Raw genomic sequence first — 14,263 nt, 5'->3', positions numbered from 1 at the left:
AGCCGTCGTCGCGCAAAACGGCCGTCCTGGGATCTTCGCACGTCCCCCGACCCGCCGCAGGCACGTCCTCCGTTGCTGTCGCACGGTGGGCCAGCGTCTCCAGGACAATCGTCGGCACCTCGGGTGCGGCAGCGGGCGGAGCGCACACATGCACAGTGACATAGCCATAGTCGGAGCCGGTCTCGGTGGTCTGATGCTCGCGCGGGTTCTTCACGTGAACGGCATGACGGCTTCGATCTACGAAGCCGAAGCTGCGCCGACCGCCAGGCGGCAGGGTGGATTGCTGGACATCCACGTCGGCACCGGACAGCTCGCGATCCAGGCTGCGGGGCTGCATGGTGACTTCCTCAGGCTTGTCCGACCGGGAGAGGACGCCAAGCGCATCGTGGATGCCCATGGGACCGTCCTCCATGACCATGCCGGCGATCCTGCATCCTCCAGACCGGAGGTCGACAGGGGCGCCCTTCGTGAGATGCTGATCCGCTCCCTTCCCGACGGCACGATCCGATGGGGGCGGAAGGTCGCTGCCTTGACGCCGCTGGGAAGCGGTCGGCACGGGATCCGCTTCGCCGATGGGAGCGCGGACACCACCGACCTTCTGGTCGGCGCGGACGGCGCTTGGTCGAAGGTGAGGCGGCTTCTGACCGACGCCAGACCTCTCGACACGGGGATGTGCCTGGTCGAGATCGAACTTGCCGCGGACGACCCCAGGAACGCGGCGAGCCTCGCGGCGATCGGCAGCGGCACGATGATAGCGGTGGCTCCGGGTCGCGGCATCCTGGCGCATCGCAACGCCGATGGCGGCGCGTCCGGCTATGTGGCGCTCAGGCAGACCGAGGACGGCATCAGCGATGTTCGCATCCTGGATCCTGATTCGTGTCTGAGGATGATCGCCAAGCGGTTCGAGGGATGGTCGCCCGATCTGGTGGCGTTCATCGCGAACAGCGTCGCAGAACCCGTGTTCCGACCGATCCACGCGCTTCCCGCCGACCTGCGCTGGCTTAGGCGCGCGGGCGTGACCCTTGTGGGCGATGCGGCGCACCTGATGTCGCCGTTCGCAGGGGAGGGCGCGAACCTCGCCTTGCTGGATGGCGCGGAACTCGGTCGGTCGATAGCGGCCAATCCCGACCACGAGGCCGCCCTCGCCATGTACGAAGAGGCTCTGTTCCCGAGGAGCAACCCCATCGCGGCCCTCTCCGCCAGGAACCTCGGAGATTTCTTCGGCACGGAGGCGCCGCGCAGCGTCGTCGACCTCTTTCGAACTTCCGAGCGGGGGTGTCGGTGATGGAGGTTGTCACTCACCTCTGGCTTGCGGGCGGCAGACGGCACTGGCGGAGCGAAAGGCGCGGCGACCGCAACGTCCTAGCCGTCCCGTTCGGGCGTCCCGTCGACGCACCACCCGAGCGGGCTGGATCCGCGTGGTGGTCTCGTCGGGGACGGGCGGCCTCCTGCACCTTCCGCAGGCGGGTTTCGGATCGCGTGGCGGACCATTGGCAGGCTCTCCATACCGGACGACGAGACGCTCCGGGGCACGAAGTTCGTGCTTTCGAGTATGAAATGCCGGGGGGGTGTATCGACGTGCTGAACGGGGTCGGAGCTGCGATGCGGATCGGCCCAGCGAGGTTGGACGCGGTCCGACCGCATTCGCTTGGCCAAGGCGAGGCGCAATGGTAACGAGAGGCCGTGGGATCGGAACGTCGGCGCGGGCGCCTTCGGTCGCCATGCCCCGAATCCCCCGTGTTCGCCCTGTCTCAGGGATGGTGATCGATGCCGCGAACCGCATGCTCAAGGAAGATCTGATGGAGGTCCGGAAGGATCGATCTCTGAACGAACTCGCCGCCATCGGCAACGTGGCGCAGTTCGTGAGCTTCGCTCCCGTCGTCGACGGGCCGCCGCGCCAGACCTACTCCCGCGTAGCGCGATACGAGGCCAACCATCACTTCGGGAACCTGAGGTCGGCCGCAGCCGCGCTGCTCGCCGCCGCGCCTGACGGGATGGTGAACGTCAGGAGCTTCGCCCCGGATGATCCGCGGAGCCGCGAGTTCGTCTATGGCCTTTCCGATGTTGAGGCGGTCGCCGCGAATGGCGAAAGGCTCCTCGCGGAGGGCCTCCACATCATCCTGAACGAGACCGTCGACGTCGCCGATGGCGGGGTGTCCGGAGTTGTGCAAGCCGGCGTGATCGAGTTCGCTCCCGACGACACGCCACGCTGCGTGGAGGCGCCCGGCGTCGCTTCGCTGCCCCTCGACCTCGGATTGCGCCTGCTGGAGACGGTCTACGGCTTCGCACCTGACGTCGCGGGCATCGAAGGTCGTCTGGAGTTCAGCGTTCATCCCCGGCCGCGTGGTTGGAAGGGCACCCGCACGCTGCTGTGGGAGCACGAGGTGGACGGGGGCGGGGGGGGCGTCCCCTCCCTGATCTGGCCGAACCGCTTCAGCAGACACATCGGCGACAAGGCATACGGCATACTGCTGGGACACCTCATCGGGCTCCCCGTGCCAGAGACGCTCGTGATTGCCCGCCGCGTCGCGCCGTTCCGCTTCGGGCGGCCGACCGGCGGGACCGAGACCTGGATCCGGACCTGCCCGCGCGAGCAGGAGCCGGGGCTGTTCACGACGCACAAGGGCTGGCTCGACCCCTTCGCCCTGCTGGCGAAGGAGGATCCCTCCGAGGACCGGATCGCGGCCGTACTTTCGCAGCAGTCCGTTCCGGCGGTCCATTCCGGCGCGGCCGTGGTCGGTCGAGGTGGTACGCGCTTCATAGAAGGCGTCGCGGGCGAAGGCGACGACTTCATGATGGGACGTGAGCCGAACGCGGAGCTTCCGGCGTCCGTGATCGCCGACGTCGAGGAGCGCGCACGTTCCGCCGAGCGCCTCCTGGGACCCGTCCGGATGGAGTGGGTGCACGATGGCGGATCCGCTTGGGTGGTCCAGCTCCACCGCGGCGCTATCGAGAGCGACGCCGTGGTTCTCGTGCCGGGCGAACGCTCCGACTGGGTGTCCTTCCGGGTATCCGATGGCCTCGAGGCGCTGCGATCCCTGCTTGGTTCGCTCGATGGCGATACCGGCATCGTCCTGGTCGGTCAGGTGGGCGTCACCAGCCACGTCGCCGATCTGGTCAGGAAGTCAGGTTCGCCTGCAAGGGTCGTGGCCGCCTAGCTGAGCCCATAGGTGTGGAACCCGCCATGCCCTGAGGTTGGGGCATGACCCGCACACTCGGTGCGGAGGCGCCGATCTCGAGCCGTTCCATTCGCCCACTGCGCCACGGCCGCAATGGGCTCTGATGCTCCGACGGGGGGCGATGAACGGACCGGGCGTACGTCGTCGAAACCGGCGCCGGCCGTGCGCCAGCCGATCTCGCGCGAACCGCCGTCCGCGATGCCGCGCCTCGCCGGTGCGATCGTCGCGCCGTTTCCGGACGCCGCTTCGGATGGACGTCCACGCTCTCCCATGCCCACTCGGTCGAAGCGTCGGGCCGCGTCGGGACACGATGACGCCGCGTGATCGGATCGTCCGGGTCCGCCGCGGGCGAGGAAGCTGTTTGAGCGCTGGAGCTGGGGATCAGGTCCGCGGGAATGCGCATCCGGGCGCGTTCGGCCCGCCGACCCGGGACGAAAGGGACGCGGTCGCTCAGCCGCCGAGCGCTGCGACGAGCACCAACAGGCATGCGATCGCGGTGCACAGCGCCGCCGCGGACGCCAGAACGTGCAGCCCCCAGTTGATGCCCACCTGCTTGCGGGAACTGCGCGCCAGGCTGATCGAGGTTGCCCGGGAGAGTTGCGAGATCACGCGCTGCAGCGGATTGAAGAGACCAGCTTCGCCATCCGCCAGCGTCGCGCTGAGAACCCCGAGCAGAAGTATGGCGACCACTCCGCCCGACAGGAACGGATCGTGCGCCAGCAGCCTTATGGCGGCGGTGCCCTCGGCGAAGCCGATCGAGTGCGCGGGTCCGCCGTTCTCGTCCCTGATCTGCGACCCGTTGTGGGCGCTGGTCAGCGACGCCGCGAGCGATATGCTCGAGATGACCGTCGCCGTCACGGCGATGGTCAGCTGAACCGCCTGCGCCTTGGCGGTGGAGGCGACGTCTATGCTGGCCCTGATCGACTCCTTCAGATGCGCGAAGTCGTAATCGTACACCGCCGGCGCCTTTCTGAAGCCGGTCGGCGATGAGGGGTCCCTGAGATGTCCCATCAGCCCGGACTGGAAGGCCTGTGCGTAGGCGACGATGCCGAGGGAGCGTCGCCTGTCCACCAGGCCGCCGTCGCGGTTGAGCCGCTCGATCTCGCGCGACAGGCTCCACAGCGTCTCCCGGCGCCATGCGACCTCGCCGACATGGCTGGGATCAGCGTCGCGGGGATTTATCTCGACGAGCGGCGTGATCTGATCCGATGACGGATCGTGATGGGTGTGGTCGTGCACGACGTCCTTGACGAAGAAGTACGCCTGTTCCGCGATCCGCCTCAGATCGTCCTCGTCCTCGCCGTCCCCTTCGATGGACGGGGTGGTTTCGTCGGCGAACCACAAACGCACCTCGCCCGTGCGCAGAAGGGCGAACTGGACCTCGATCCGGTTCAGCGAACCATGGGTGGCGAGCGAGACGATCTGGGCACGCAGGGCCTCGAGTTCCGCATCCCTCGGACGGGAGGGGGCGAGCATCAGCTCCTCCCGGATGCGAAGTATCGCATGGCCCTGCCGATCGCGCCAGTCTGGTTCGGCCTGATGGGGAAGGATGTGGACGCGGCCGACGAGCATGCCCTGTCGATCCCGGGTGAGGTCCGGATCGTCGCTGTCTGGATGGAACACGCGGACCGGCCGGGTGGTCCCCTCCAGCAGCCAATGCTGGGTGAGGTCCGGCCAGCGCCGACGCACGAACCATTCGGGGAGGGGATAGTCGAGCGACGTGCGCCTCTCGAAAGCCATCACCAGGCGTGAACGGCCCTTGAACTCCCGGGAGTACGCCTCGGCCCGTCGGGACGCCCCGATGACGCTGAAGGAGAGGTGGCTCCGTACGTTGGGCACCCAGCCCGCGTAGCTGCGTTGCGCCCCGACCCAGGGAAGGGTCTGCTCGTCTCCCGCATTCCCAGGCATCGCCCCTAGAACACGTCCTTGGCGATGGTCCGGGTTTCGCCGACCACGATGCCCTTGGACGTGGATCGGATGCGTATGCCGGCCCGCGTCGAGATCAGCGAGCCGCTGTCCTGACGGCGCACCTCCGCCCGCAGGAGCGGCCGGAGGGTCACGCCGGCCCGCTCGAATTCCCGCGACTGCGACCGTCCGCCGCGCCAGACCCGCGCGGTGGCGGCAAGCAGCGACATGAAGAGATAGACGGACAAGGGAAGAATGAAGGCGGCACCCACTACGACCACAAGGCGTAGTGGGTGTGCGTCGAAGTGGTACAAGCAGTAGCAAAGTACTGCGACTACGGCGAGGATTGCCTTCTTCATGTGAATTTCAGCTTATTCATTGCGTATCACGGTTGCAAGACGCACGAGATGGGGAAGGTGTCCGGAAACGATCCATAGCTGGTGCGATCTGCGGCGCTCCGAGGTCAGGGACGCCTTCCGCGCGATCGCGGACCACAGGCGGCCCGGGCTGCGGTTCCTCGTGGAGCGGTCGTCTGCAAGGCGTCGGCCGCAGTCGGGATGGCGAGCGGTGGCCGATCGGCGCGCTGCTTCGGCCGAGGTCGACGGACGGATCAGTCGATGGCCTTCCATGAGGTGACCTCGGCGAGATGGCTCCGCATCCCGTCGATGAGATCGCGGCAGCTTCGCCGATACTCTTCCCATTGCGTCTGGATCGTGGACGCGGAGAAGCGGCCGATGTGCTGGGAGTAGGTTGCCCGCATCGCCGCCGCCTCTGCGTACGCCTCCCTCCAGGGACGCAGGCGCTCCTGATCGTTTCCGATGGAGACCAGCGGCGCCAGATGCGCGAGGTAGGCGTTGACGGACTGCACCAGCACCAGGCGCGCCTTGGCGAGCCCTTCGAGGGTCTCGGGTGCGTCGCCGGAAACGAGATCCTCGAAGAAGGCTATGTCCGCCTCGACCTGGCGAGCTAGCTGCAGATGTCTACCCATGGGTTCTCGATTAGGCTTCCGCGGTGACCAAAAGGTTAGGAGCGGCGGCTCGTCGGCTGCCAGTCGCCGCGGACTTCGTGAGACGTCGGAGGAGTTCTCCTGAAACATCGACAGGTCGGCCGTGCGTCCAGCGGCGCCGTCCCTTCCCATTTCGCGGATCTTCGCCTCCGGTTGTGTGGTGTCGGCGATCGCTGGCGGCGCCGATGCAGCCGCATGCCTGTGGCCGCAGCTCCGACCAAGGCTGTCGCGGTGTTTCCGACCTGGCGGCTGGGACGGAGCGGCCCGGTACCCGATTTGGCGGTGGCGGCCCGGACCGCGCCGCCGGACCTGGGCGGTCGCGGATGGACCCGGGCTCGACCCTCGGAACCTCATTTCGCCCGCTTTCGACCCTGACCTGGTCCTATCCGCCTTGGGATCGGCGGCGGGAGTTCCAAGAGGGCGCTCGACCCGACCAGCGTGTCGCCGCCCGCGTCCCGCCTGCCGGCGAGAAGTTCGTTCAGTCGCGCGACCTCCACCTCGAGTTCGCGGGTGTGGGCCAGCAGATGGCCGGCGTAGGTCTGACTGCGCCGGAGTCGTTCCGTCGCGAGAGCGAGCCTGCTCCTGCATTCCGCCAACTGGGAAGCGAGCGGTTCCGCGCGCCCCTTCTCGGCCATTCGTGCGACGAGCGCTGCGTGCTGGTCGGCGTAGAGTGACTTGGGCTTGTCGAACTGATGCCTGGCGACCCCCGCCTCCAGCGCGACGGTCGAGAAGTTCAGCCTGAGGGAGCCTTTCTTCGCCTTCGCCGCGAGATCGGGATGGACGGGCGTTCCTTCGGCGATCGCGGCGATCGCCTGGTCGAGGCGACGTGCGGCGGCAGGATCGTGCTCAACGACCCGAGGCAATGCCGGCCTCCCGGTCCACCGTGGCGATGTCGACGCCGAGCGAGGTGAGGATCGCCATGGACTGGCGCCAACGTTCGTCCGCCACGACGTAGAGATGCTCGACGCGCCGCGAAACAGCGTCGTCCCAGATGGTTCGGTTCTCCAGGTAGCGCTTGGTCCAGAACGGCAGGTCGTCCTCGTCGACCGCGAACGCCGGACAGCCGGAGCAGAGGCGAGGTGTGCGGTGCGCGTAGTCGGGGGTTGTCGCGAGCCAGTCGACGGTGCCGCCCGCCTCGCGGCATCTCGCGTCCGAGGGCATCAGGCCGATGAAGCACTTGCCGTGCGGCGCGAACCACATGCGCACGTCACGCTCGACCAGCCAGGTCCGGATGCCGTCGTCCTTCTCGGCGCCGGACAGTCCGGCCATCGACCTGTCGAGCTTGGACAGTGCCGCCGCTGAACTCTTCCTCATGCCGCCGCCGACGTGCGCCTCCCCCTCCATCGCGCGCCGCATCCATGCCACCGCACGCGTCATGGCGCCGCTCTCCACGAGGCCGAGCTGCACGGCGTCCTTGCCGACGTACGCCTCCTCGGTGACGACCACCGACTGATGGTGGAACTGCTGCGAGATGGCGGGCAGCAGCCGCTTGTCGACGCGGTACACCCAGTTCGCCCACGTCTTGCGCCACTGCTTGCTCTGGACCGCCGCGCCGCGGGTTTCGGCGTATCTGCGCAGACGCTCGTCGCTTGCGTCGAGATGGGACAGGTCGACGCGTCCGACGATGAACCTCCTCATCGATTCGGCGAGCGCTTCGGAGCTGAGGGGAGCCACGCCCGAGCGCTTCCTCGGCAGCCCCTTGAAGCCGATCCGGAGCAGCAGCGCCTTCTTCGCGTCGGCGTCGGTTGCCCATTCGCGCCACGGTTCGCCGATGCGCGAGAGGATCTCGAGCGCCTTGACGGCGTCCGGCACGACCGTGTCGGACGAGATCCTGGCCGCCAGCAGCCACTTGGTCTCCGTCGGATGGTCCCAGCCCTTCTCGACCAGGCCGTGCACGAAGAACATCTCGTAGGCGCCGCTGAGGGATCGCTCTGACGTGACGCACGAGGGGAGGCCGTCGACGCCGATCCCAGGAGCGAAGGAGAAGAGTTCGCCGTGGCGGACTCCGGACTGGTACCGCACCACGATGGAGCAGGCGGCGACCAGGTTGTCGATCAGTCTTGCGACCAGATCGAGCCCGTACAGGGCGACAGGCGCGCCCTCCTCGTCCTCGGACGAGGGCGCCGGACGTTCGGAATAGGCTCTGAGCAGATCCCGGAAGGGCGGGTGCCATGCAGGGCCGCCCTCCTCGATCGAGCCGAATTCGAACGTCTCCAGCCGGTTTCGGATCGAGCGCGAGATCGCGACGTCGGACCGTCCCACCATTCTCTCTTCGAAGCAGATGGCCTGGAGCCGCATGACGTCGTCCGCGGGCACCCCCAGCCACAGGTGGGCGGTGTTCGCGATGGGCAGCGCGACCTCGTCCGGAAGCGGCGGCGTGAAGCCTTCGACGTCGGTGACGATGCCCTCCGCCACCACCCAGGCCGACGAAGCAGCGAAGGGCGGAATGCCGAGCGGCGCGACGCCGCGGGCACGCAGCTGATCCGCCTGCTCGTAGGCGTACTGCAGCAGGAGCAGGTATCCGGCGACGGTGTTGGTGTCGACGTCGATGTCGCGCGATGCCCCTTTCTCGTCGGTGGACAGCTGCTCGATCAGATCCTTCCGATACGTCCGGACGGCTACCGTCGTGATCTCGCCGAGGTGGCGGTATCCGCGCCGCATCATCCAGTACGCGAGGTACCGCAGCTTGTGCCCGAGGCGTGCGAAGTTGCTCAGGGCCAGGGGCTTGCCCGTGGAGCGCTTGACGAGCATCGACCAGGCGAGGGTCTTGAGCGCCTCCGTGATCGATGTTGGCACCTCCTCGTCCCAGATGATGGTGCAGTCCGAGTTTCGCATTCGCGGCGTGGCCGAGTCCATCTTCCAGACCATCGAGGTCCACATGCTCCACGTCGACACCCAACCCCCGGCACCGGGGTCGCATGGATGGATGCCGAACCGCCGCTGTCGGACGGCGATCGCCGTGGTCGTCATCTCGCCCCGCGCGGCGTCGCCGCAGGCTGCCGCGGGAGCGGGGATCTCGTCGTTCGTCGGGGTGGATCCGGCGGTATCCGTCACGGGTGGGCTCCTCATTCGACCGTTGGGAGATCTGGTATGTCGAGATCGGCCTGCTCCCGGACCGAAGGCGGGAAGAGGCGCAACGTGTGCAGATCGATCCTGTCCGCCACGGCGGACCAGCGGCCGATCCAGCTCTCGGCCGTCATCGTCGCCGCCGATCTCGTGATCGCCTCCCGCAGCTTCCTTATCAGCGCGTAGTTCTCGGGCGAACTGACGTCGATCCGTGCCAAACGACAGTTCGGGCACATGCCGTACGCGGTGCACAGGCGCATGCCACCATCCGGAGAGTCCGTTCCGGGCACTGAGGCGAGCGCCTCGTCGGTCGGGGCGATGTAGCCCGCGTACCGGTCCAGGCAGGTGAAGCCCGGCGTAGCCGCCGATAGGTCGCCCTCGCGTCGGTCCGATCTGGCGTCCGCCCGTCCTCCGGTCTGGCGCCAGGCCTCCCGCAGATGGAGGGCGGGGACCAGCGCCTCCTCGTTGGCCTTGCGGGCGCCGTCGAAGAGGTAGTGGTCGACCATGACGTCGACGCCGTGCTGGCCCGCCTGCGAGGTGGCCAGCAGATCGCCATCGAACAGATGGTGGACGAGATTGATCACGCTCGGGCGCAGAGCGCGGAAGACGAAGCGACCCAGACTTGCTTCATGATCCTCTACGAATGATGCGAACGCCTTGTCGAACGCATACGTCTCGGCAAGGCTGCGGACGGTTGCTCCGGCTGCCCGTTCGAGGAAGATGTGGTTGGCCTGACCGACATCGGCGTGCTTCCGGACGCGGCTGGTCCATCGTTCCAGCGTGTCGATCATGACGGCCGGGTTGTCCTTGTCCCGGTTGACGGGCCACGATGCGTACTGCGTGCGGCCGGCACGGTTCTTGAAGGGTTTGCCGAGCAGCCTCGTTCCTCCCTGGAGGGAGGGCTGTTCGGTCAGATCTGAACGCTTCAGTGCGGTCACGACGCTACGATTGTACCGGAAGTAGATGGCGAACAGCAGGAGGAACGGCATGAGCGGTCGACCGCTGGGATAGATGGTGGCGAGCAGATGACGGTAGCTTGCGCTGTCGACCGAGGCGAGCAGCGGGAACCTCCGCCCTCCGGAAGGGACCTTCAACGATTGAACGTCCTGCTGCTTGGGAGGTCTGCCGTCGAAGAACCGGTCGAGTTCACGAAGTTCCCACAGGACGGCGGTTTCGCGAGGGGCGCCGTCTTCGGGAGCGGACTCTGCGTCGACGATGGACCAGGCCGCCTCCAGCCGCCGCGTCGTCTCGATCACCTCGGCGCGACAGATGCGCACGAGCATCTTCAACGTGGGGCGGTTCAGGATCTCGACGGGCTTCAGGTCGTTCGCCACTCCGGACCAGTCGTTGGATCGGATGAGATCGATCCCGCGCCTGATCTCGAAACCCCAGTGCGGATCTGCCTGAAGTTGCTGCAACGCCTTCAGCACGGCGGACATGATGCGCCTCTTCGATCCGACCTTGAGCTTGCCGCTCTTGGCGGAATGGATGCTCACCTTCTTGCGCCGGTTCCGACGCGGCCTGCTCTCGACGACCCCTTCGGCGTCGTCGTTTTTGACGTCTTCGGAGCGGCGTCCTCTCATCCGCTTCGGGTCCGTCTCGAGATCGTCGAGCCAGTCACGATAGTCGTTCAGCAGGCTATCGTCGATGTCGCGGGGGCGTATCCAGAGACGACCGGTCTTCTCAAGAAAATTCGGAAAGTAGGAGAAGTTCGCGACACGTGCGTTGAAGCTCTTCTTCTTCATGGCCGCAGCCCTCGTGCCCAGCCACGCGCCGAACGCGGTACGGAGGTTGGGAGCGTCGCGAAGGAGGTCCAGCGTCACTTCCTCCGTCACGCCATGCTCGTCTTGCACGGCGACGACTATGTCCCCCCCGTCCGTCTGTCTAAGCGCTCCCTGCATGGCGGCGACTAGCGTAGCCTCGTCGACCCCGTCCCGGCCCAGATCGGCGTACATCTCCTCGCCAGGAGTGACCTTGTCGGTCATGCGGCTTCCTGCTCCCAGTAGCGTGCGAGGACGATCCCCAGCAGCGGTTCGATAACGCCGACGCTGTTCGTGTAGTACTCCTCGGTGGTCTTCCAACTCTTGTGTCCCAGCATCCGCTGGACGGTCTCCCATGGCTTCGGATCGCCCGCGTTCCTCTGGCAGATGTACAGGTTCACGGCATAGGTGTGGCGGGTGTCGTGGAAGCTGTGAGTCGCCGCGACGACTTTCACCATTTGCTTCTTCTTCGTTACGGTGACGATCTCACAGCAGCCGATCTCCAGCATCAGCTTGTGGGTGAGTTTATGCACGCTTCCCGTCTTGAGAGGCGCGCCGGCAAGCCTATGGTCGGGAAGATTGACGAACAGGTACCCTCGATCGGCACCACCGTTCGCGATCAGGACCCTGACCGCATCCGTCCGCTCGTTCCTGATGTAATGCTGCATCTCCATGACGAGCGAGTTGGGGAGCGCGACGTATCGACCCTTACGCCCCTTGGTCACGGTGATCCACAGCCGCAGCGTCTCGTTCGGACGGTTGGCATCCGGCTTGAGCGCCTTGATCTTGCGCGCTGAGAGATGGCAGATTTCCTCGCCGCGCATCCCGGTGAGGAGGCCGGTCTCGAACAGCAGCCTGTCCCTACCGGAACCCTCCCCGCGCTTCCTCAGTGACGGCAGGGGGCCGAGCGCATCGAGCAACGTGCGCATCTCGGTAGGCGAGAACGGGCGGATCCTGTCGTCGCACGCCTCGCGCTTGTCGCGGCCCGCGCGCTGGTACTTGCTTCGTATGGTGGCGCGGTCCCACCTGACGGACGTGATGCCTGCGGCGTTGCTCCAGGTGTACAGGTTGTAGATCGTGGAAAGCTTGTGGGAGATGGTCTCCGCCGCACGCTTCCGGCCGGTATGCACGCTGATTCGGCTCTCCAGCAGGCTGGCGTACAGACCGATGGTCTGACCATCCACTGAATCCCATGGCCGCCCGATGTGGTTGAGGAAGCGGAGCCACTCCACCAGCTCGTTCGCGGCGGCCCGGTTTGAGGCGTGGGACGGCACGAAGTCCTGGTCGTTTGCTGGGCGGACACCGTCCCGTGCATGCCTGTCGAACAGATGGAAGAAGATCGGTTGGTGGATCTCCTGGCTGTCGGCATCGATCACGTACCAGAAGCCGGCCGAAGCCGCGTGGGGACCTAGCTTGGCCAGCACTTCGGCGTGCGCGTTGTCCTCTTCTTCGCCGGCCATCGGGTTGGTCAGGTCGCACATCATAGCCGCACGCGGTCGCATCCTAGTCGTCTTCCTCGATGGCCCAGCGATCAGACGAACGAGCGCTCGTTTTGTTCAGTAAAAAGTGGAAATTTATAAAGCCGCCTATATGTAATGACTTTTTATTGAATCCGATTTTTGATCGCTCGGATGCTGCCATCGTGACCTGTGGGTCACGGTCACTCGAGAGAGAAAGCGACGACGGAAGACGTAGGCGCGACGACGCCTCAGTGATCGAAACGAGCTCATTCACCGTGAGCAATGTCTCGCTGATGCGGTCGACCTTCATCTCCAGCCCCGTGATCAGGAGATCGTCGATCGATGGAGCGATCATGGCAATCCGCCGCGCGGCTTCGCCGGAAAGGGCGAGGTGAACGTTGCAGACGAAAAGCGGTCTTCGTGATGTTAGATGCATGTGGACGTTTCCGAATCTGCTGTGACGTCATCGCGAGAAATTGTGGTTTGCGGAAATGCGCGATCCATCAAGCGTTGCCACATGTCGTCGGGGGTCGAACGTCCGGCGGGGTGCCGATGGTCGTCGGGCTCGTCTCGATGTTGGTCCGCGGCGCCTCTGACACGCTGTCCAGGTGATCAGGACCCGATCGCCTCCTTGATCGACGTTTCGCCGATCTCGAGTCGAAGCTGCAACCGGTCCCCCAACTCCTCGGCCTCGATGATGAGCGCGTTGCCGGGAATGTAGTCGATCTCGATCAGCTCTCCCAGGCTCCGGCCGACGAGGCTCGCGGCGATGGTAGCCGGCAGGCAGCTGCACTTGATCGTCAGCACCTTCGCCTCGAGGCGGAACGCGCGGCCGCGTGAGCAATCCTCGACGTATCCTCGCACGACGCCATCGTCCCAGTAGACGCTGCCCATCGTGTCGTGGCCGTTCTTGCCGCGGAACGTGAAGTCGACCTGACGATCCGATCGCAGCATGCCGAAGGCCTGGCCGCGGTCGAAGCCCGCATGGTCGAGGATGCGCGACGCCGAATCGTCGATCCAGCCCGGGGTCCCCGAGACCTTGGCACGCGCGAGCAGCGCGCGTCGCGCGATGTGCTTGGCGGCGAACTCCTGGAGCCTTTGCTCCAGACGGTCGAGCCCGCCGTGTTCGACGAACTCGCACGCCCGCTCGACGTTCATGGTCAGATCGTCGCCGAGCATCTCGACGTCCACCGTGACCTTGGCGTCACCGCCCGCCCGGTCGGGCGTCATGCCGATGGCCACGATCCGCGCCTCGGCGATGCCGCCCACTGCGGGTCGAAGCGCATCGTCCGCGATCTCGCGCACGATCCCAACGACCTTCCTCAGCCTGCTCGCGCCCAGCGCGATCTGAACGGCTCCGTCAGCGACCTCGGCCGCGATGTCGACCGGATCGTTCCGCCCCATCTCGCTCGCCGGCATCGGGAACCGGAACTCCAGCCCCGACGCGCCGATCGGCTCGGAACGGATCTCCGCGAAGTAGCTGAAGTCGTCGTCGTCGCGCGCGGGAGCGTACGAAAGGCGGCCTAGCTTCCTCATCTGCGCCTTGGGGATCGCGGCGGTGGCAAGTTCGATCACAAGGTCGATCTCTGCTCGCCTCTCGACGGGGTCGACGTGCGGCGGGTTGATGTTGAACACGGGCGCGGGGGTGGCCACGATGTCGTTCTGCATGTACATTCCATTTTCCCCTTCGGTTGGCGTTGCCATCCACCGTCTTCTAACAAACCCGCATCGATCGGCATGCGACCGCTCGCCCCATCCCGCTCCTCCAATCCGGCATCGACCATCGCGCGGCGTGATTGAGAGCCGGCACATCATTCACCGCGAACGTTGAGGATGTGTTGATCGGCGCCGCAGCCTGCCGATCGGTACCGTCGCAGCCGCCATAGA

Annotated in this window: 11 protein-coding genes; 2 read left to right on the top strand and 9 right to left on the bottom strand. The window is 66.2% G+C overall.

Annotated features, from left to right (window positions below; translation table 11 throughout):
• The first annotated feature begins 148 nt into the window (after positions 1 to 148).
• Together ACTZQ5_RS06110 and ACTZQ5_RS06105 are read left to right on the top strand one after the other, a co-directional pair.
• On the top strand, positions 149 to 1,285 hold the full coding sequence (locus ACTZQ5_RS06110; protein WP_443584273.1) for an FAD-dependent oxidoreductase: 1,137 nt from the start codon (positions 149 to 151) through the stop codon (positions 1,283 to 1,285).
• A gap of 472 nt (positions 1,286 to 1,757) precedes the next feature.
• On the top strand, positions 1,758 to 3,158 hold the full coding sequence (locus ACTZQ5_RS06105; protein ID WP_443584272.1) for a hypothetical protein: 1,401 nt from the start codon (positions 1,758 to 1,760) through the stop codon (positions 3,156 to 3,158).
• Positions 3,159 to 3,629: 471 nt separating this feature from the next.
• Here ACTZQ5_RS06105 and ACTZQ5_RS06100 read toward each other — a convergent pair whose 3' ends face one another.
• From ACTZQ5_RS06100 to ACTZQ5_RS06060, 9 genes are all read right to left on the bottom strand, one after another.
• Positions 3,630 to 5,087, bottom strand: coding sequence for a hypothetical protein (locus ACTZQ5_RS06100; RefSeq protein WP_443584271.1), 1,458 nt, complete (start codon positions 5,085 to 5,087; stop codon positions 3,630 to 3,632).
• A gap of 5 nt (positions 5,088 to 5,092) precedes the next feature.
• A complete protein-coding gene (locus ACTZQ5_RS06095; RefSeq protein ID WP_443584270.1) occupies positions 5,093 to 5,443 on the bottom strand; it encodes a hypothetical protein in 351 nt (116 codons plus the stop codon).
• A 251-nt stretch (positions 5,444 to 5,694) separates the two neighbouring features.
• Positions 5,695 to 6,072: a hypothetical protein gene (locus tag ACTZQ5_RS06090; RefSeq protein ID WP_443584269.1), complete on the bottom strand. Its 378-nt coding sequence runs from the start codon at positions 6,070 to 6,072 to the stop codon at positions 5,695 to 5,697.
• A gap of 368 nt (positions 6,073 to 6,440) precedes the next feature.
• Positions 6,441 to 6,953 (bottom strand): hypothetical protein, encoded by a 513-nt coding sequence (locus ACTZQ5_RS06085; protein WP_443584268.1) that lies wholly within the window; start codon positions 6,951 to 6,953, stop codon positions 6,441 to 6,443.
• On the bottom strand, positions 6,937 to 9,144 hold the full coding sequence (locus tag ACTZQ5_RS06080; RefSeq protein WP_443584267.1) for a hypothetical protein: 2,208 nt from the start codon (positions 9,142 to 9,144) through the stop codon (positions 6,937 to 6,939). Before ACTZQ5_RS06080 ends, ACTZQ5_RS06085 begins: the two co-directional genes overlap by 17 nt.
• An 11-nt stretch (positions 9,145 to 9,155) precedes the next feature.
• Positions 9,156 to 11,141 carry a hypothetical protein gene (locus ACTZQ5_RS06075; RefSeq protein ID WP_443584266.1) on the bottom strand — a complete coding sequence of 662 codons (1,986 nt, stop codon included), beginning with the start codon at positions 11,139 to 11,141 and terminating at the stop codon, positions 9,156 to 9,158.
• Positions 11,138 to 12,400, bottom strand: a complete 1,263-nt coding sequence (locus ACTZQ5_RS06070) for a tyrosine-type recombinase/integrase (RefSeq protein WP_443584265.1) — start codon at positions 12,398 to 12,400, stop codon at positions 11,138 to 11,140. The genes ACTZQ5_RS06075 and ACTZQ5_RS06070 overlap by 4 nt, the downstream gene beginning before the upstream one ends.
• Before the next feature lie 19 nt (positions 12,401 to 12,419).
• Complete coding sequence (locus ACTZQ5_RS06065) at positions 12,420 to 12,812, bottom strand: hypothetical protein (protein ID WP_443584264.1); 393 nt, start codon at positions 12,810 to 12,812, stop codon at positions 12,420 to 12,422.
• Positions 12,813 to 12,988: 176 nt separating this feature from the next.
• The gene (locus ACTZQ5_RS06060; RefSeq protein WP_443584263.1) at positions 12,989 to 14,044 is read right to left on the bottom strand and encodes a hypothetical protein; all 1,056 of its coding nucleotides are present in this window, start codon (positions 14,042 to 14,044) and stop codon (positions 12,989 to 12,991) included.
• Positions 14,045 to 14,263 lie beyond the last annotated feature (219 nt).

Source organism: Sphingomonas cellulosilytica (assembly GCF_052321755.1).
Lineage (GTDB): Bacteria > Pseudomonadota > Alphaproteobacteria > Sphingomonadales > Sphingomonadaceae > Sphingomonas.
This window is presented reverse-complemented; position numbering and strand designations above follow the sequence as displayed.